This is a genomic window from Mesorhizobium sp. LNHC252B00 (assembly GCF_000502955.1).
In the GTDB taxonomy this organism is placed as follows: Bacteria; Pseudomonadota; Alphaproteobacteria; order Rhizobiales; family Rhizobiaceae; genus Mesorhizobium.
Genome location: NZ_AYWO01000056.1, coordinates 1 through 19,202, shown reverse-complemented (window position 1 = coordinate 19,202; position 19,202 = coordinate 1). Strand labels below are relative to the sequence as shown.

The following is a 19,202-nucleotide window of genomic DNA, read 5'->3' as shown; positions in this document are numbered from 1 at the left end:
CCCCAGCACCGCGGTGCTCAGGTGCTCATGGCCGCCGGATACGCACGTCTGCGGTCTTCACCGGATGCGTACGCGAGAGACTACCCCAATACGTATGGCATTCAAGAACTGCATCTCCTGGATCATTAAAATGACCTGAATTGCGGTCACCATTGCTTCTAAAGCACAGTATTCCTTCTATATCTGCTCAATGTTTATGGTTGGTCCAAAGTGGCGCCAGCTTGAGCACTGACCTTGTCATGGCGCCTCAAGGCAGTAGCAGCGATATGGCCAGCATTTGATCGCGCTGGAGCAAATCTGGCGATTCGTTCGTCACCTCATCAAGGTCTGGCGGCTCGGATCCAACTTCCTTGCAACTGTCGAAATGCTCAGCCCTTTGGCCAGCTCTGCTAGCGCAGCCAGACCGCCAGATCAGAAAGAGCACGCTTGCGAAATAGGCCAACTGAAGGAGCAACGAACAAGCCAGCGTCGTGACGACTGCTGTGCGGATGGAACGAGAAGCGAAGTAGACAATCAGAGCGGTGCTGCACAGGACCATTCCGAGTACGCGACAAAAGGTTCTAAGGGGCAACGCCGTTCTCCTGGTTTTGTCTCCTCAGATCATGCTGCGACCTGGTCGGCCGCAACATGGGTCTGGCAGTTCTTCGGGCAGACGCGGGCGCAAGCTCCACAGCCAATGCAGCGGCCGGCATGATCCACGACCATGATCATGCGATTGAGCTCGCCGTCGAAATCGTCGTCTTCGCCGTCGCAGGCGCCGAGGATTTCACCCGCATCATCAACGCCGTGAAGGTGCATGACCTCGCGCGAGCAGACCTTGAAACAGCGGCCGCAGCCGATGCAGGTCGTGCCGTCTATAGCGGTGAGATATTCCGGCACCCATCCGGAGCCGTCGCGGGTGGTGAATGTGCTCGTCATCGCGACTTCTTCATTGCAGCGAACTCTCTCTTGGCACCATCCAACTCGGCAAAAGCGGCCGACGTTTCCTGGGCAACTTCCTCTATCTCCGTCCATTTTCCCGGGAGATCCTCTGCTAGGTCGCGCAATTTCATCTTGGCAACTGCCGCGCGCAGCTGAAGCTTTCGGACTTTCTTCCCCATCTCATCTAGCTTTGACATAGATCCTTCCTCGAAATCGCTTCTTCACGCCCTTGCCACGTCGGGAGAGGCTTCAATGGCTGCAGTCGCATCGTCGACCAGTTTCGTGCCGGCCTGAGCGAGTTTCCGAAGCGTCTCGAAGCCGAACCGGTGGATGTCTCGACAAAGCGACCAACTGCCCGGCCGTGTAAGCACGCGCCCCAAGCCCTCGTGTATTTCCTCTCCATCATTGGCGATGTTCTTAGGCCGGAGCGCTCCTCGATCGCGAGCCCGACGGCGGTGTAGAACATGTCGAGCCTCCACAGCATGTCCAGATCGGGATCGCCGATGATCGCGATCGCACGGCGCTGTTCCTTCGTGATGACGAAGTCGGCCAGCAGTTCGGTGTCCGATCCTGCCTTCCCATGACCCGTATGAATCCTGAGCACGGATCAGCCGCACGAGGCTTCTGACAAACGGGGTGGCAAGGGCCGCCTCGTCCTCGTTGACAGCAGGGCTAACCGCGGCATCAGACACTTCGCCTTCTCCTCATCAGTCCTCTACCTCGATGGACGATTGCTGTTTTCGCGCGCGTCTACTTCGGGCGCATTTGCGCAGCCGACGCCCGGCTCGGGGCGGCCGATTCCACGCGATTGATGTCCCCGTGGCCGACCTTGAAGACGTCCTCGACTGCGACGTCTTCCACTGCGGTGCGAATTCGCGTCGAACATGACTCCGGCCGCGATGCGGCTGCAGGTTATCGCAAGATTCGAGTCTCGAACCCGCTGCAAAAGATCCACCCTGTTCTGCATGGACCCTGCTTGCAGCGGCCACGCCTGAAAAATGGAAGAATTGGCCAGTAGACATTCCGACCATCACCCTTTTTTGTTTTCTCCTCGGCTTTATGTTTTTCTTCGTCCGGACACGCTTTGGCACCTCGCGAAAATTGTTCTGGGGAGCCGCATAGAGAGCGCCGTAGCAGACGTTTCCACCCCTGTAGTTGGCGAGGGCCTGCAGCAAATCCGGCAGATGCTGCTCTTTCAGTTCGGCCAGGATAGGCTCCGGACTGTCGAGCGACGTCAGTGCCAGTTCGACCAACTCGATCGCGCGATCATTGTTGCCGTTCTCGTGATAGTATCGGGCGACTGCGGGATACGACCGGAACTTAGGGCTGTCGCCTTGCGGGGGATTCAGCGCCATGATGTTTTCGGACAGTTCCTTGCCCATGGCGAAGCGCTCGGCAGGGGGAAGGCGCGAATGGTCATTGGCCGGATGGAAAAGTTGGTCTAGCGCCGAAACCATCCAATCCTCGGAGTTTTTGTCGATCGCGTCGCGAACCAATTGGCGCATCACGGGCAAGCCGGTCCACATATCTTGTATTTGGTGAAGCAACAGATGCGCATGAGCCAGGCGGAAACTGAGGTCGTCCGGCATAAAGGCGATGCCCTCTTCGATCGCCGTGAGCGCTCTCTTCCAATCCTCTTGCTCTACCGCCGCCCAGAATCTGTCATCGATCGGCTTCTTCAACGCTTGTTCGCGCGCCAGGGGTTCGCTCGTGGCGATCCGCTGCTGATCGGCGGCTTTCGCTTTGTTGCTGGTGCGCCAGCTGCCGTTGAGCACTTTCGGCAAAACCTCACCGAGTTGGCTCGGATGACCGATAAAGGCGATGCAGCCGTCTCGGTCGACTACGAACGAGGTCGGAATCCCGACGCAAAAGCTGGGTTTCATCGAAAGCTTTTTCATTTCGCCTGTGTAGTCGAACGCGATCCGATAGTTCAGATTCGCGCACTTTTCGGTCAACCAAGCGTCCAACTTGCTTCGGGTCTCAACGGCCGTTGGAGCGTCTTCATTAGCCGCTACTGCGACGACCTCAAGTCCGCTGTCCCTGTATTTCTCCTGTAGCTGCATCAGATCGAGCATCTCCGCCGCACATAGTTCGCACCAACTTGCCCAAAATTCGACGATATAGACTTTGCCGGGCTGGAAGTTCGCAAGGGGCTTGCCACGCAGCCAGTCCTCCACTTTGATCGAAGGAGCCGGTGACCCCATTCGCAACATCATTTTGCTCTCCAAAGCTGTTGCCAAAGGTTGCGTGACCTTATGCGCAAGCTTGTTCCCCCCTTTGAGACGGGGCACGAGGGTTCAACGAAGGGAGAGCATCGCTCGTCTTACTCATCTGCGTGCAGCAGCCTTCACTCAGTGTTGCTGAATCTCAATTCGCAAAGGCCGTGCCAACGCGCTCAGCGGGCAGTAAGCGCATGAATCGCTAGAAAAAGCCTTCAAATGCCAAAATGGCCGGTTGTATTGAACGCGACCTGTTTTCTGCCGCTGTCAGGTTTTAGACAAGCATCACGCGCTTCGCGTCGGCAGAAAGCATCATGACTGTGTTGGCCACCGCCAGGCTCGTCATCATCGTCCGCTTCACGCCACCGGCTTTAGCGTCTTACCGCTCCGGTCCGGAGGCGGTAGGGATCTCGCCATTTGCGATTGCGAGGGGCCGCTCCATCCGAGCGCGGCCTGTGCCCCCTCGCCCGCCTTGCGATTGAATTCTTGGCCGGCGACATGGGAGTTGTTCACGACGAAGCCGGTCCAGCTGCGGCTCGCCAATACCGCCATCAACCGATCGACGATGATGATCATGGCGAAAAGGCCAGGATGAGTGCCGGCCTGTGCCGGCCGGTGAACTCTGCGGGATCCCTGCTTTGTGTTTACTTCTGTGTTCCCGGTGCTCAGGTGCAACGGGACCTCGCGGCGCGACGTGAGCGTTGGCGGAATGCAAACCCAAAGACCGCTCGGTCGCCACGCAGGTTGGGCCGGACCAACGGGAAACGCTGGAGATGCGGCTGTCCGCCACTAACCCGGGCCACCATCCCAGAGATGACAAGGCGATTGATGCCATCGTTCGCGCCGACGCCGGCAAGCGCCCGACCGTCCCGACTCGAAGGTCGGTGCCTTGGCCACTGCACGGTCGTTGCGGTGTTCAGCTCCCGGCCAGTGGTGAGGGAATCGTGATAACGCCAACACGATGCGGCTAAGGTCCGAACGTGGCCTGCCGCGCTGAAACAACTCTCTTTCTCGACCTGACGCCGGCTCGAGTAGGTGTTTTGAGCGCATTGAGAACGCCTGGGCCTTCGCCCGGCCGTTGGTCTGCGCGTTACGATCGTCCGGCGAGCAGACCTCGAGCGGCGCGTTAGAGCCGTCCGGGGAGTGTTCTTCGCGACGGCGCTTGCAAGTTGCTCGAGGAGCTTCGCGAAACTGGGAACGTTTGCCGCAATGTTTTTCCGACTTGAATCAGGACAGGTGATCCAGGGGAGCAGAGCTTCGAACAGCGTCGGTGCTGCTTTGGAATCCGTCAGCGAGCCAAAAACAGCGGCAATGGCGGCTTCCCAACTATCCATCTCGTCACGCCACCGAAGAGCCGCTCGCGCAGCCGGCGGCTGCCGTAAGCGCCCATGACTATAATGTCGGCAGACGTGTCGACTGCGTGCTGCGCGAGCACCATAGCCACCGGTTTGCCGGCGCTCGCCCGCCGGTCAACCGACACCCGAGCACCGTGCCGAGTGAGATAGGCAGCGACGTCGGCTCCCGGCTCGGCGCCGCTTCCGGTCCAGGTCGCCACAGGATCAACGAGGGCGACACGAACTTCCTCAGCACCGGATAGCAGATCCAGCGCTTCCCGAACCGAACGGGACGCCTCGACTCGCGAATCCCAGCCGACCAGAACGCGCCGTGGAGACAGAGTCGCCTCAGCGCCCTCTGGCACGACAAGAACCGGCTTTCCGGTGTCGAACAGGCTGCCGTTGATAACAAGGGGACCGACGTTAATGTCGTTGAGAAGTGCGGGGCCGACGATTGTCAGGTCATTGCAGATCGCGCTCTGTCGCACCGCGTCACCGATGCTGGCCTGATCGCAGTTGGCAATATTGACATCATAGCACCGCCACGTGGCTCTCAGCAGTTTGTGAATTTCCTTGGATATTTTTTCCAGACTGGCCGCGTCCTGTGAAAATCTCTCAATTTCCCTGTACCGTTTTTCCAGTCTGGCAATGGCCTGTGCGCGTTGCGTAGGCCACGCGGGGATGCCATCGCCTAGCAGCGGAGGCGACATAACGAGCGGCGGAGGCGACATGATCAGGACGGACAAATGTGCGCCGACTTCGGCGCACAAGCATGCAGCTGTTCTGACATCCCGATCGGAGTGGTCAGCTCCCGCTACACTGAGTAAGCTTTTGAAGGCCATCTGACTGCTCCCCCTGTATGTCGCGCCCGTAGCGCGTTTCGAAGCCGCAAGACTTGCCTTCCAACGAAGATGGAGACTGGCACACCATCCGTTCGCTATTCAGTCGTCCGGCTTCTCGAGCGAGTAGCCGGCAGACCTGACAGTACGAATGACGCTACCTGGCGAGGCCGCCTTCAGCGCCTTTCTGATCCGGCTGATATGGACGTCGACAGTGCGTTCACCGATATGGATATTGTCCGGCCAGGCCGCGTCGATCAGCTCGTCTCGGCTGAAGACCTTGCCGGGAGCCTCAAGAAATTGCCGCAGCAGGTTGAATTCGAGAGGTCCGAGATGGATGTCGTGGCCATTACCTCGAACCCGGTGAGCATCGAGCTTCATCTCAAGGCTGCCGCAACAGAGCCAGCTGCCGTTTTTTATCCCGTTTGAACCCGGCTGTGGCAGCGCCAGCTTCGTGCGTAGACAGTCAAGCAGCTTGGCCGGCGCGAAGGGCCGCACAAAGCTCTCGTCAACACCTGCCTTCAAGAGATCGAGGTGCTGGTTCTCGGCGCCGGGCGCGATCAACGCGATGACGGGCAGGCGGCCGGTCCGGGGCTCCCCCTTGAGCCGGGCGCAAATTGTGGAGCCTGTCGCGCTTCCTGGCCCGCAATCCAGGACTACCGCGTGGAGCTCCCGTTGATCGGCCAATGCAAGTGCTTCCTTCACGCCGCCTGCCGGCTCACTGGTGAAGCCGTCAGCCCCCAGAATGTGGTTGAGGAAAAGATACAACTCCGCATCTTGCGAACAGATCAGGACCACTGGCTTCATCAGCGCTACCCCAAGAACCATATCGGCCTGGACCGCCTCAATTGAGAGGGCTGGCCACCGCATGTCCTCAAGACCTGACATGATCCCCTCGATCGAAAGTCGGTTGCATCACGCCCGCGCCACCTCGGGATGAGCCTCAATGGCTGCGGTGGCATCGCCGGCCAGTTTGGTACCGGCCGCGGCGAGCTTCCAGAACGTCTCGAAACCGAACCGGTGGACGTCGCGCAGGGTCTTTGACAGAACGACCAACCGCCCGGCTGTGAAGAGCACGCGCCCGAAGCCCTCATGGCTCATCTCCATCATCGGCGATGCCATCAGGCCCGTGCGCTCCTCAATCGCAAGCCCGACGGCGGTGTAGAACTTATCGAGCCTCGACAGCACGTCCGGATCGGGATCGCCGATGATTGGAATTGCACGGCGCTGTTCCCTGGTGATGATGAAGTCGCCCAGCAGCTCGGCGTCCGATTTGCCTTCCCATGACCCGTGGGAATCATTGGCACGGATCAGCCGCACGAGGCATTTGACGAACGGCGTGGCAAGGGCCGCCTCGTCCTCGGTGGCGGCAGGGCTAACCTCGGCATCAGACATTTCGGCTACTCCTCATTTCAGCCCTCGTCCTCGAAGGAGGGTTTCTGTTCAGCGACACCCGCCTGCGCCAGCACCTTGCGCAGCCAAGGGGGAGGACACGTCCTGAGCATCATCTGCGTGCGCAACAGCACCTCTTGGATGGTCTGGGGCTGCGGCACTTTGATCGGATGGATCTTTGCGGAAACAAGTTTGGCTGCCGAAGGTCCGCCGATCGCCAGGCAAAACAGGAGATGACAGCCCTTCAGCGCCTCCACCTTCGGGGTGATGCGGTCATCGCCCTCAGTTCGGTGCTTCCCGCTCTCGTCGGAAACGTCGTCAAAGGCCACGGCTTCCACGAGATTCCACTCCTCGCGCGTCACGTCGTAGACAGCAAAGCGCCTGGCTGAACCGAAATGGGCGTTGAGGTTCTTCATGTCCTGCGTGGCGATCGCCACGCGCAATGCGCCGGCTTGGCGTTGCGGGGTCGGTGCGTGAACCTCGTCAGTGACGAGCGAGAGGCGACGGACGGAGCTCATCTGGCATTTCTCGCTTACGGAGTGGATCAAGCGCCTCAGGCGTCGGCGCGTGCCCGTTGGCTTCGAAAATGTTGGCAACCTCGAAGATCAGGTCGCGGGTCCCTTGGTAGAGGATTGTGAGCTTGTGCTGGGCCCCGAGCCGGTCGAAGATCGGGAAGCCGACCCGCATGAGCGGAATGCCGAGGCGCTGCGCCGCCTGGCGGCCGTGGGAATGAGTAACGAGAAGATCAGCGCCGGCGCCAAGCGCTTCCAAATCGCCGAGATCGCCGATTTGAACCGACTGCGCCGGCACTTCCTCCAGAATTTTCGACATAGCGGCCGTTGTGACCGCCGCCGCGATTTCGGAGCCCATGCCGATGAAGAAGCTCGCGAGTTGGTAGAGTTGGTCTGGTTCAGCAGCGATCGCAATTTTCTTACCTCCAAAATGGAAATGTCCGTCGAGCAACGCGTCCTGCAACTGCGCCCGGCGACGGCGCACCCCAGCCGGCGCTGCCGCGCCCGAAACCGCGGACAGCAGCGAGACGAACCGGTCGGCGTCCCTCAATCCAGTCAGCGACCTGAACAGCACGTAAGGCACGCCGGTCAACCTCTGCAGCAGCTCGGCCGGGCGGCGCATATGCTCACCGACGACGATGCATTGCTCGGCCGTGCCAAGCTCGCGGATATCCTCGACGCTGGTGCCGCCATAGGTGGTCGTGATCCACCGGTCGGGCACCGTACCGTCGAGCGAGCCGGAGACGTCCGGCAGAATCACCGGCTTGAGTCCAAAGCTTTCAACCATCTCACGCAAATGCTCGATATCAGCCACAGTGAGGTTCCAGCCAGGCAGGATCACGATCTTCTTCGACTGCCGCGCCTGCTCGCCGGGCCGCGTAATCCTTTCGATCATCGCGGTGACAGCCTTGGCCCAGCCCTCTTCGATCGCGCCGTCGAAATCCGGTGTGTTGGCTAGCACCACCTCCGTACCCGCGAGTTCGTCCGTGCGCTTCAGCCTGATATTGGCGATATCGCCTGCGCAGTCTTCGCCCCGGGTTTCCACCAGCGCCGTGGTGCAGACCCCGATCAGCGTTGGCTTTGTGCGGGCCTTGAGATTGAGGATCGCCTCTTCCAGATGGTCTGCCCCGCCGAGGATCGTCGCCACCTCGTCCATCGCGGTTGTCTGCAAGGGAATGGCTTCCTTGAAATGTCGCACGAAGAGCACGAGCGCAAAGCTGGTGCACCCCTGGCTGCCGTGGAACAACGGCATCGCGCCGTCGACGCCAAGAAAGGCCAAGGCGGCACCCAGCGGCTGCGATGACTTCAGCGGATTGACCGCCGCCGCTTTGGTCTGGGGAAGGATGCGGACCATCGGCTTTCCTCAACACTCGCCGAAATCACCGGCCGTCGTGCCGGCGAATTCCTGGACAACATGCAAGGCCGCGGTCTCGCTTTTCGTGCGCGGCAGTTCCTCCCTCACCGCAGGCTGGCAATCCCATGGTGCCGGCTCCCGTACCCGGCACCAGATGGGGTTATGAATGGCGATGTCGATCTGGCGTACGAGTTCCACCATGCCGTCATAGCCGGCGTAAGGGTGTTGGCGCTCCTGGTTGATATCGAGCCAGGGTGTCTTGGCCTTCAGCGCGATGAACTGCGTGCGCCCGCCCGACAGCATGATATCGGCCTTGTGTTCTGAGAGCATGGCGTAAAGCTCGCGCGGCGTCATCTGCTCGAACATGTGGTTGTCGTCCTTGAGGATCTGCTTGATGCGCTGCTTGTCCTCGACGGTCGACTTCTTAACGGAGGTGCCGACGATCTCGATGCCTATCTCCATCAGCGCATGGACGACCGACCAGGACTTCACGCCGCCGGTGTTGAGCAGCACGCGCTTGCCTTCGAGCCTCGGGCGGTAGGCGGCGAGCTTCTTCCAAGCGATCGCCTCCTCCTCTGCAATCAACGCCTCGGTGCGGCCGAGGATCTCCGGATCGGCACCTTTCTTCACGAGCAGCTGAGAGATCTGTCGGAGCGCTTCCGAGGTGTCGGTGATGCCGTAGAAGGAGCCCTCGAAAAACGGGATGCCCCAGCGCTCGTCCATCTTGCGGGCGAGATTGATGAGCGCGGTCGAGCACACGATCATAGCCGCCCGGGCGCGGTGGGCGCAGGCAATGTCGAAGTAACGCGCGTCACCCGGAATGCAGGCGCGCACCCGGATGCCGAGCCGATCCAGCAGCGGCTTCACCAGCCAGAATTCGCCCGAGAGGTTGAATTCGCCAAGAATGTTGATGTCGTAAGGGCCGGCATCGTCGGGCTCGACCGTGCCGATGACATGCTCGAGCAACGCCTCGCCGGCAAGCTTATTGCCGAGATTCTTGGAGCCGACGAAGCCCGGCGCATTGACCGGTACAACGGCCAAGCCGAACTTTTCCGCCGCGCGCTTGCAGACGGCCTCGATGTCGTCGCCGATCAGCGCCGTCACGCAGGTCGGATAGACGAAGATCGCCGGCGGCCCATACGCTTCCTTGATTTCGCGGATCGCTTTGAAAAGCTTGCGCTCGCCCTGCCCCATCACAACATCGAGTTCGGTGAGGTCGGTCGTGAAGCTCGTGCGCCACAGGGTTGGCCCGGACGAAGCCGCACCGCGGTTGTCCCAGGAATTGCCCTCGCAGGCGAGCGGCGCATGGATCAAATGCGCAACGTCGGTGATCGGCTGCAGCACGATCTTGGCGCCATCGAAGGCACAGCCGCCGGCCGCCGCCCCGGGGGTCAGTGGCTTCGAACAGCCCTCCTTGCGCGCCTTGGCATCCTTGCCGCGGTTCTTTTCGCAGCCAGGCTCGTTGAAGACATCCTGGATTTTGGCTCTGAGCAAGGACATTGCGTCGGTCTCCAAAGTCCCTCGGGAAGACGATCGGCCAAAGCCGACCGTCAAGCTTAGCGGGTGAGGTCATACGAATAGTCCGTCACGCCCGTCTCGCTTGTCTCGCGATCGAGCTTGTCGAAGATCTTGTCCAGGATCGTCGTCAGTACGCGCAGCCCGCCTTGGTAGCCCATCAGCGCAAACCGATGGTGATGGTGGCGATCGAAGATCGGAAACGTCAGCCGGATCAGCGGCGTGCCCGTGTCGCGCTCCAGATACTTGCCATAGGAGTTGCCGATCAGCAGGTCCACCGGCTCGGTGAAGAGCAGCGAGCGCAACGCCCAGAGGTCCTTGCCCGCCCAGACTTGAGCACCCTTGCCGAAGGGCGATGATGCAAGCAGCTCCTTCAACTCCGCTTCCCACGCCGAGGTGCCGTTGGTGGCGAGGCAATGGGTCGGCTCGCCGCCCGTCTCCATGATGAAGCGGGCCATGCCGTAGACAAAGTCTGGATCGCCGTAGATGGCGTATTTCTTACCGTGCAGCCAGGATTGGCTGTCCGCCATGGCGTCAACAAGTCGACCGCGCTCCAGGCGGAGTGCTTCGGGGATTTGCTTGCCGGAAATCGCGGAGACCTCCATCAGGAAGTCGTCGGTTGCCTGGACTCCGAGAGGGTAATGGAACGAGGCAGTCGCCTGCCCTACCCCCTCGCAATACTCCAGTGTTTTTCGGGTGTTGTAACGCTGCAGCGACAGCGTCGCCTCGGCGTTGAGTGCCTTCCTCACCTCTTCGATCTTCGTGCCGCCGTCATACATGCGGTATTCGCCGTCGGACGGCGTGTCGAACTGGTCAGAGGCGTCTTGGATGAAAGTATAGGACACGCCTATCAGATCGAGCAGGCGCTTGAGTTCCCGGTTGTTGCCGACACAGAACCCGTCGAAGCCCGGAATGATGTTGATGGTTCCCTCGGCTTCCGTTCGCTCCTCGCCCTTCCAGAAATGCTCCAAAATGCCCTTGACCGCAACGTCATAGCCGTCGACATGGCTGCCGACAAAGGCCGGCGTATGGGCGAATGGGACGTCGAAGTCGCGCGGGACCGAGCCTTCGTCCTTGGCGTTCTCGATGAAGCTGTGCAGGTCGTCGCCAATGACCTCCGCCATACAAGTGGTCGAGACGGCGATCATCTTCGGGTCGTAAAGTTGGTACGTGTTGGCGAGCCCGTCGACCATGTTCTTCAGGCCGCCGAACACTGCCGCGTCCTCGGTCATCGAGGAGGAAACTGCCGAAGCAGGCTCCTTGAAATGGCGCGACAGGTGCGAGCGGTAATAGGCCACGCAGCCCTGGCTGCCGTGGACGAAGGACATGGTTCGCTCGAAGCCTGCGGCCGCGAACACCGCGCCGAGCGGCTGGCAGGCCTTGGCGGGGTTCACGACAAGCGCTTCGCGAGCAAGGTTCTTTTCGCGGTATTCCCACGTCTTGGTGAATTCGCCTTGGTCGGCAACGATCTGGTCCGGGTGAGGACATTCGAAATTCAGCCTCTTCTCGGCGAGCATCTGCCTGTATTCCGGCTCGCGGAACAGGGGCGCGTGGTCGAGAACTTTTTCAGCCGACTGCGGCATGGGTGGTTACCTCTTTCCAGCTGGCCCGCCATAGGGCGGCACAGGGACGTCGAAACGTTTCAGGTCCCGCGGACAAAGGCCACAGGCGTTCACGGCCTCCCGGCTTCCGGGAGGCCAGGTTTTCATTCGGCTGCGATCGCCGCCGACGGCTCGGTTTTTTTCTTCCAAGGGGCGTTGTAGAGGTTCCAGACCGGGTTGTTGATGGCCAGATCCATATCGCGGGCGAAGATGGCGAAGCCGTCGTAGCCGTGATACGGGCCGGAATAATCCCAGGAATGCATTTGACGGAACGGTATGCCCATCTTCTGGACCGGGTACTTTTCTTTGATACCGGAGCCCACGAGATCAGGACGGATCCCTTCGATGAACTTCTCCAGCTCGTAACCAGTCACGTCGTCATAGATCAGGGTGCCCTTCTTCACGTAGTGGCCGGTGCGCTGATAGTCGTCATTATGGCCAAATTCGTAGCCAGTGCCGACGATCACCATGCCCAGGTCCTCATATGCCGTGACGACGTGACGGGGGCGCAGCCCGCCGACATAGAGCATCACCGTCCTGCCTTCGAGGCGCGGCCGGTACTTGGCGATTACGGCATCGACCAACGGCCGGTATTTGGCGATGACCACCTCGGCCTTGGCCTCGATTTCCGGCCCGAAGTGCTTGGCTATCTTGCGCAGAGAGGCTTCAGTCTGGGAGGGGCCGAAGAAATTGTACTCCATCCAGGCGATGCCATGCTTTTCCTCCATGTGCCGGCAGATGTAGTTCATCGACCTATAGCAATGGATGAGATTTAGCTTCGCCTTTGGCGCCCGCTCTATTTCGGCCAGCGTAGCGTCGCCCGACCAGTTGCCGACCACGCGCAGGCCCATCTCCTCAAGCAGGATGCGCGAAGCCCAAGCGTCGCCGCCGATATTGTAGTCGCCGACCACGTTGACATCGTACGGGCCGGCCTCGAACTCGATGTCCTTCTTCTCGAACACCCAGTCGCGGATCGCGTCGTTGGCGATGTGGTGGCCGAGGGATTGCGAGACGCCGCGGAAGCCCTCGCAGCGCACCGGCACGATTGTCTTCTCGTGCTCCTTGGCCTTGTTGCGGGACACAGCTTCGGTGTCGTCGCCAATCAGCCCGATCGGGCATTCGGATTGCACAGTCATGCCCTTGTTCAGCGGAAACAGTTCCTCGATCTCGTCGATGATCCGTTCCAGCTTCTTGTCGCCGCCGAAAACAATGTCCTTCTCCTGGAAATCGGAGGTGAACTGCATCGTGACGAACGTGTCGATGCCGGTCGTGCCGACGTAGTAGTTGCGGCGTTGCGACCAGGAATATTGTCCGCAGCCGACCGGGCCGTGGGAGATATGGACCATATCCTTGACTGGACCCCACACCACGCCTTTCGAGCCGGCATACGCGCAGCCGCGAATCGTCATCACGCCGGGGATGGACTTGATGTTCGATTTGACCTCGCATTCGGAAAGGACCTCGCTTTCCTCGCCAGCCTCGTCGCCGCTCTTTGCGACGTTGAGGTGCTTTTTGCGGCGCTTCGCCGACTTGTCAGGATATTGCGACAGCACTTCCTCGATAAGCCTCGCATGGAGGCCACCGTCATTCTCGTATTCCAGGCTCATGGGACCCCTTTCAAGGTTCAGGGTGACGCCTCACCGACGAGGCGCCGTTCTTTGAAAGGCGCACCAGGTCAGGCGGCGCCTCATGTCGGCAGCAGTCGCTACTGTGCGGCAGTCTTGGCCGCTTCCTTGACCTGAAGCTCGGCAAGCATCTGCTCGTCGGTCTTCATGATGCCGAAGTCGAGCAGCATGTCCTCGAGCTCCTCCATGGTGATCGGGGTCGGGATGGTGCCCTGGCCCGAATTCCCGTGAATCTTCTCGGCCAGCGCCCTGTATTCCCCGGCCTGCTTCGAGTCCGGCGCATACTGGATCACAGACATCTTCCTGAGCTCGGCGTGCTGGACGATGTTGTCGCGCGGCACGAAGTGGATGAGCTTGGAATTGAGCCTGGAGGCCAGCGCTTCGGCGAGGTCGAGCTCGCGGTCGGTTTGGCGCTCGTTGCAGATCAGGCCGCCGAGCCGCACGCCGCCCGAATGGGCGTATTTCAGGATGCCCTTGGCGATGTTATTGGCGGCATAGAGCGCCATCATCTCGCCGGACATGACGATATAGATTTCCTGGGCCTTGTTCTCGCGGATCGGCATCGCGAAACCGCCACACACCACATCCCCGAGCACGTCGTAGGAGACATAGTCGACATCGTCGTAGGCGCCGTTCTCCTCGAGGAAGTTGATCGAGGTGATCACGCCGCGGCCGGCGCAGCCGACACCTGGCTCGGGTCCGCCCGACTCCACGCATTTGATGCCTTTGTAGCCGACCTTGAGCACGTCCGCGAGTTCCAGGTCTTCCACCGAACCTTCCTCTGCCGCGAGATGCAGGACCGTATCCTGCGCCTTCGCGTTCAGGATCAGGCGGGTGGAGTCGGCTTTGGGGTCGCAGCCGACGATGAGGATTCTCTGCCCGAGGTCGACCAGGGCGGCGAGCGTATTTTGGGAGGTGGTGGACTTGCCGATGCCGCCCTTGCCGTAAAAGGCGATCTGACGCAAACCTGACATGTAGCTTTCCTTCCTTCGTTCCCATTCATCGCGGCTGCCGCGACTTGAATGCCGGTCGGGCAGCTCTAGCCGCCTCGCACCTAAGGATCTCAAGACTCATGCCAATTTGGCTGATCCAACCGAAGAATAATTTCGTGGTTGCTTTTCAGGGGTTTAGCTTGAGTCGCAAGAAAGGATCGTCGGAACAGCCCGTGTAGCGGACGCGACATTGGCGACACAAAGCGTCGGATCGCGATCCTCAGTCACCGAATTCGTTTGCACCGCGTCGTTATGTTGAAGTGGACGAACAGCATCTCGACCCTCTGCGGGATGCTGCGAACTCTTCTGTGCCCGCGAGCTGACGTGCTTGCTCAACGCGTGTCCTCGTGGACACTCCGCGGACTTTGCGCGCGATCCTGGTATACCACCGATCCACGGGCACTCATCCGGGGCCACGGGCGAATAGTTCCGCTATATCAACCCGAGGGGACTCGGTTTACTTCTCGGCGCAGGAGTTCAGTATCGGCGTCATCGCCTTCACATGTCCGTCGATCCGCTCGAGCACTTTCGCTGCGACAACGTCGCGCTCAGGCAGATGCCACCAGTACTCGTTGACGAGTTTGACCGTCTCGACCACTGCCTTCAGGACTGCTGGCTCCGGAAGCCGTGCACGGTTCGCAAATGCTTTCCATCGCGGTGCTGCTAGCGCCTTGAACGAGCGCTCTCCTCCAAGCGACAGCGCCATGGCGTCGGCGGGAACATATGGCACGGTGGACAGGAGGTCGTAGATTGGTGAAAGCGCCGGCTTGTCGCCGTTTCTGGGATAGATCAAAGACCAGTTCTTCAGGTGCATGTCGCCATTGCCGGTGATGACGGTCAGTGCCAGGCGGCGGACGAACTCGAGAGCCGCCGTAGGCGAAACGGCCACGCCAAGAGCCAGGGCTATGTCGTGATAAGCGGCACCCTCATATTTGCGCGAGGGATAGACACCGAAGACCTGAGCGAAATCCTCGATGTGTATCCTCTCGCCATTGGCGCCGCGATCGAAGCGTTTGACGAGAAGGACCTTGCCCTCCGACAGCGTGTTGAATTCTTCGGGAACGCCCTGAAAATCGGACTTCTCGACCAGTTCGCATTCAGGAACCTCCATGCCGATTGCTGCAGCCAGCGCCAGGTTGGCGAATTCGTTCTCGGAAACGTCCGGAAACGCCGTCGAAGGGAACTTGGCGATGTACCGGCCCTGCTCGTCGTTCATCGGCAAGGTAAGGCCGCCGCCTTTTCCAATGTTCTTCATGACCGACAGCTTCATCTGCACGCCGGCAAGTGAGAACCGTGCCTTGGGCTTATCCTTTGAAGCAGCCTGCGAAACCGCTATTGCGCCGTCACTGGGCAACGCCCGTACGGCTCCCGGCAGATCGGCGCCCAGCGCCGCTAAAAGATCGAAATCATTGCCTGGCCGCACATTGCCTTCGTGGTGCTTTTCCATCGCCTCGCGCAATTTCTCCTCCGGCAGGAGGTTCGCGAAGAAAGCGGGCAAGGCGCTTGCCAGAGGCTTCGGATCTTTCCGCAATCCTCCCGTCGCTGCCCGGAACGACAGGCTGAAAACCCGAAAGCCGCCCGTCGCGCGGTAGGCCTCGTCGAAGTTAAATGCATTGAAATCGCCCGGCGTCCGTACGATTGTGCCGATCTTCACTGCGTTCAAGAGCACGTCCAGCGACGGGATCGTCTTAGGTGGGCGAAAGACTGGAGCCATGATCGTCATCGTCAGGTTGAGAAACAAAGGCGGGTCGATCGTCATCATCATGCGGACGCAATAGAGCCTGGACAGCCGGCACCATGACTTGCGGAACCAGCATCATTTCCAGACCGAGCGCGCGAGCGATATTCATGAGGGTCGTCGCACGCGCCGCTGCGGCTCCCTTTTCGATGTCGCGATAGCGGGGACGGGATATACCCGCCAAGTCAGCAACCTGCTCCTGCGTCATGGCAGCGGCCAGCCTCGCCTTCCTGAAAAGCCCACCGATTTCGCGCAGAATTTCCGATTCAGAGTCCATCACGATACGCAAACGATTCATTCCAATGCAAAATGGTACGCAAAGGTATCTTATCCAGCGGAGCAAGTCAAAGCTTTCTGATCTGTTCACGTATCAAATATGAAAATCATGATATGCAAAGATATCATCCCTCATTGAGGATCTACCGACTTTAGCGCCTCAGAGCGAACGGCGTTCCTCGAAGAGCAGCTGCTACTGCCACCGTGCACCCGGCGTTTCTACCGGGCGGCCCGGTGCGTAGGTCGCAGCGAAAACGGCCTACTGCGAACATTCAGCGAATGGCTATTTGACCTCGGCGCAATGCGCCCGACGGTGGCTATGAACGCGAAAGAGACGAGCGATTTCAGCTGCCGGATGCCTTATCGAGTTAAGTGGTGACGTCCGGACAGGCCTAAAAGTTTGCCCTGAAAGCCAGCACGTCCTGCAGGGCAATGGATGGAACGGCATCGACGCGATTGGGACTCGAAGCACGAAAGCGTTATTCCTGCTGAAGCATGGCCGCTGATCAAGGCTGGCAAAAGGCCAGATAGTCGTCCCTCCCATTCGTGCGGAGGGACGACCACCCATGGCCCGGTCTAAGCGGCAGCTAGAAGCTGGTATCCGTCATCATTGCTGTGCTGAATTTGGATCGGTTGCGGCTTCAGTGTGTGCACACTCCGACGCGACAGCTCATCCATCCCAGCTCCGGAAGCTAGATCGAGTTTTTCAATCGCCAAACGCCGGATGATTGTCTCCGCCGACCCATCGATCACAAACTCGCCCCGCTCCCATCGTCCCACTGACTGCTTGTCGTGGTGAACAAGCACAGCAAGCTCAGCTTGAGTATACCCCATTTCTGTTCTCAGAAAACGGAGCTCGTCAGGGCTAATCCCATGCTCGTGTGAGACTATGCCAAGAGCGATTACACGATGAAGTTCATTGACAGCCGGGATGGTGATGATTTCGTCACCTTCATCGTCGTTCACGAAATCAAGACCGCTAATGAAAACGTTCTTCAGTCCGCATTCGGTGTAGTGGTGGCTATTCATCGCATTCTCCATTCAACGTACCTGAGCGGGTAGACGGCTCGTCAACCCACATAACACTGACAATTTTTAGGAAGGTGCCGGTCTTCTCAGGAATGACTATCACTCTCAGAGTGCGGCTATTGCCGTTGGGACAGAGACCTTCCATCGCATATTTTTTGTACGCCGGTCGCGTACTCTCCATGGGCTCCATATGCACAAAGCCATTTTTGAGGACGTACAAAACGTCACCCATGATGATGTTTCGTTCGGCCATACGTTCGATCGCGTGGCGCTTATAGGAAATCGTAAGCGCTTTCGAACGCGCAATCGCGCGTATTTCGTCCGTTGCTTGCCCCTTCGGCCAATCACAACCACGGACTACAACGCCCCCATGCCCGCTTGGTTTCACGTTAGGTATATCACTATGATACATTTTAAAAGAGTCCCTTTCGCTAAAAATTTGTGATTTGGTAAAAAAATCTCTCCACGATAAAAAGGGCGCCCTGGGAGGTAAGGGCGCCCTATTTATCACTTCTTGATGTGCGTCACGATATGCGTGTTCGGCTTGCGAACCGCAGTCGTAACAGTCGTGAACCGACCCGAGACCGCACTGCGGCCAACTGTAATCGTCTTCCTGCTCATGCTCATCACCTCCTTTCCGGAGCACGGCGCTCCTAGGGAGACGGGGTGAATCACATGCGCCTAGGTATCATGATGATACTTTGTCCGTCAACGCCAGTGGGCAGGAAATCGCCACACTTCGCCGCCTCCCGGTAGGGCGCATGCTTCCTAGGCGCGCCGTCGGTTCCATCAACTCCGATGTCGGGACAAATTTGGTTCAGAGCGAAGGCACCGACCATCCCTTGATGGCATTCCTGTCACAGCATCCATCGGGGATTAAGCTCAACGGCGCCGAAGACGTTCGGATCCGGCGTATCGCAAACTCCTTGACCTGCCGGAAAGTGTGGCAATCCGGGCAAATCCGGCGAAGAAGGCATACGTCACCGCCTGATGCTTCACGACCGCGTTCCTTTGCAGCGCTGCCATGATCTTCTACTATCGCAATCGATGTCGCCGTAGAACAGGCTCTCCCAGCTCTTGTCTATCGGGACCTTACCGGCATGTCTCCCAATTCGTTCCAGCCCTCGATCATAACCGACCATTCCACCGCCATCGCTTTGTCTCAAAGCATGCTGATGAACTGCTTGAGCCTAACAACCCGTGTTTGACCCCAGAGAAGTTACCGGTCTCCTCACGGCCGACCGCGCTTGACCCAGGGGTCAATGTGGACCGCTACTTGTTCATTGCAATGGCTTTGTACCATCTGCTCCTGCCGGTCTCCCGCCGCACCTGGTGTTCCGACCCTTTGAGGGGCTTCTCGCTATGCGTGACCGGTCACCCTGATCAAGCATCGACATAGCCGTCGAATACCGCTTTACTCTCGGCTGTCCGTTCGGGGCATGGCGGGGTGCCTCCCCGATCACGAAGCAGCACCCGAACAACCCCGCGACCAGGCAATCCCCCCGCTTCCGAGACTTTCTCACTCAGTAGGACTAGTCTAGGCGCCCGCCGCCACGTGCGGGCGACCCCGGCCTCAACCGGCGGGCAGATGCGCCGAGGGCAACAAGCGCGCCTGACGCAACGCCGCCAGATCAGCCGAGCCGGTGCAGAAGCAGGCGACGGCCAACTGGCGAATGACGATCTCGAAATGCGCGACAACCGCCTCGGTGGATACCGTAGCCGCGCGCAGCACGCCGGCTGCCTGGCCGGCGATGTCCGCGCCCAGGCGGATGGCCTTGGCCACGTCGACGCCGTCGCGGATCCCGCCCGACGCGATCAGCTTCACCGCTGGCAGCGCCTGACGTACCGCCTGCAC

The 19,202-nt window shown here is 59.7% G+C and carries 19 protein-coding genes and 1 pseudogene; all 20 read right to left on the bottom strand.

Going from position 1 to position 19,202, the window contains the following annotated elements; genetic code table 11:
- Window positions 1-247 precede the first annotated feature (247 nt).
- Window positions 248-538 carry an exopolysaccharide production repressor protein gene (locus X744_RS140410; protein WP_023763066.1) on the bottom strand — a complete coding sequence of 97 codons (291 nt, stop codon included), beginning with the start codon at window positions 536-538 and terminating at the stop codon, window positions 248-250.
- 62 nt (window positions 539-600) lie between these two features.
- Window positions 601-918 carry a ferredoxin III, nif-specific gene (fdxB, locus tag X744_RS140415; RefSeq protein WP_023763065.1) on the bottom strand — a complete coding sequence of 106 codons (318 nt, stop codon included), beginning with the start codon at window positions 916-918 and terminating at the stop codon, window positions 601-603.
- Window positions 915-1,118: a CCE_0567 family metalloprotein gene (locus tag X744_RS140420; protein WP_023763064.1), complete on the bottom strand. Its 204-nt coding sequence runs from the start codon at window positions 1,116-1,118 to the stop codon at window positions 915-917. Before X744_RS140420 ends, fdxB begins: the two co-directional genes overlap by 4 nt.
- A 24-nt stretch (window positions 1,119-1,142) precedes the next feature.
- Window positions 1,143-1,613: pseudogene (locus X744_RS01000000170655) on the bottom strand (NifX-associated nitrogen fixation protein).
- 15 nt (window positions 1,614-1,628) lie between these two features.
- Complete coding sequence (locus X744_RS0139005; protein ID WP_023763062.1) at window positions 1,629-3,137, bottom strand: TlpA disulfide reductase family protein; 1,509 nt, start codon at window positions 3,135-3,137, stop codon at window positions 1,629-1,631.
- Between the two features lie 360 nt (window positions 3,138-3,497).
- A complete protein-coding gene (locus tag X744_RS01000000170650; protein ID WP_023763061.1) occupies window positions 3,498-3,716 on the bottom strand; it encodes a FixH family protein in 219 nt (72 codons plus the stop codon).
- A 712-nt stretch (window positions 3,717-4,428) separates the two neighbouring features.
- Window positions 4,429-5,316: a universal stress protein gene (locus X744_RS140425; RefSeq protein WP_031261448.1), complete on the bottom strand. Its 888-nt coding sequence runs from the start codon at window positions 5,314-5,316 to the stop codon at window positions 4,429-4,431.
- A 99-nt stretch (window positions 5,317-5,415) separates the two neighbouring features.
- A complete protein-coding gene (locus X744_RS140430) occupies window positions 5,416-6,201 on the bottom strand; it encodes a response regulator transcription factor (RefSeq protein WP_023763059.1) in 786 nt (261 codons plus the stop codon).
- A gap of 27 nt (window positions 6,202-6,228) precedes the next feature.
- Window positions 6,229-6,708, bottom strand: a complete 480-nt coding sequence (locus X744_RS140435) for a NifX-associated nitrogen fixation protein (protein WP_023763058.1) — start codon at window positions 6,706-6,708, stop codon at window positions 6,229-6,231.
- Window positions 6,709-6,725: 17 nt separating this feature from the next.
- Entirely contained in the window at window positions 6,726-7,223 is a 498-nt protein-coding gene (gene nifX, locus X744_RS140440; protein ID WP_031261446.1) for a nitrogen fixation protein NifX, read from the bottom strand.
- On the bottom strand, window positions 7,189-8,571 hold the full coding sequence (gene nifN, locus X744_RS140445) for a nitrogenase iron-molybdenum cofactor biosynthesis protein NifN (protein WP_023763056.1): 1,383 nt from the start codon (window positions 8,569-8,571) through the stop codon (window positions 7,189-7,191). The genes nifX and nifN overlap by 35 nt, the downstream gene beginning before the upstream one ends.
- Before the next feature lie 9 nt (window positions 8,572-8,580).
- Entirely contained in the window at window positions 8,581-10,071 is a 1,491-nt protein-coding gene (gene nifE, locus X744_RS140450) for a nitrogenase iron-molybdenum cofactor biosynthesis protein NifE (protein ID WP_023763055.1), read from the bottom strand.
- A gap of 56 nt (window positions 10,072-10,127) precedes the next feature.
- Window positions 10,128-11,669, bottom strand: a complete 1,542-nt coding sequence (gene nifK, locus X744_RS140455) for a nitrogenase molybdenum-iron protein subunit beta (protein WP_023763054.1) — start codon at window positions 11,667-11,669, stop codon at window positions 10,128-10,130.
- A 122-nt stretch (window positions 11,670-11,791) separates the two neighbouring features.
- Entirely contained in the window at window positions 11,792-13,294 is a 1,503-nt protein-coding gene (gene nifD, locus X744_RS140460) for a nitrogenase molybdenum-iron protein alpha chain (protein ID WP_023763053.1), read from the bottom strand.
- Window positions 13,295-13,392: 98 nt separating this feature from the next.
- Window positions 13,393-14,286 (bottom strand): nitrogenase iron protein, encoded by an 894-nt coding sequence (nifH, locus tag X744_RS140465; RefSeq protein WP_023763052.1) that lies wholly within the window; start codon window positions 14,284-14,286, stop codon window positions 13,393-13,395.
- Window positions 14,287-14,761: 475 nt separating this feature from the next.
- Window positions 14,762-16,018, bottom strand: coding sequence for a HipA domain-containing protein (locus tag X744_RS140470; protein WP_031261445.1), 1,257 nt, complete (start codon window positions 16,016-16,018; stop codon window positions 14,762-14,764).
- The gene (locus X744_RS140475) at window positions 15,993-16,319 is read right to left on the bottom strand and encodes a helix-turn-helix transcriptional regulator (RefSeq protein WP_023763050.1); all 327 of its coding nucleotides are present in this window, start codon (window positions 16,317-16,319) and stop codon (window positions 15,993-15,995) included. The genes X744_RS140470 and X744_RS140475 overlap by 26 nt, the downstream gene beginning before the upstream one ends.
- A 575-nt stretch (window positions 16,320-16,894) precedes the next feature.
- Entirely contained in the window at window positions 16,895-17,347 is a 453-nt protein-coding gene (locus X744_RS140480; protein WP_023706400.1) for a helix-turn-helix domain-containing protein, read from the bottom strand.
- Window positions 17,340-17,759, bottom strand: coding sequence for a DUF4258 domain-containing protein (locus tag X744_RS1000000173170; RefSeq protein WP_084025790.1), 420 nt, complete (start codon window positions 17,757-17,759; stop codon window positions 17,340-17,342). The genes X744_RS140480 and X744_RS1000000173170 overlap by 8 nt, the downstream gene beginning before the upstream one ends.
- Before the next feature lie 1,161 nt (window positions 17,760-18,920).
- Window positions 18,921-19,202: alpha-hydroxy-acid oxidizing protein (locus X744_RS0138985; protein WP_198032298.1), on the bottom strand; the 282-nt coding region annotated here is incomplete at its 5' end.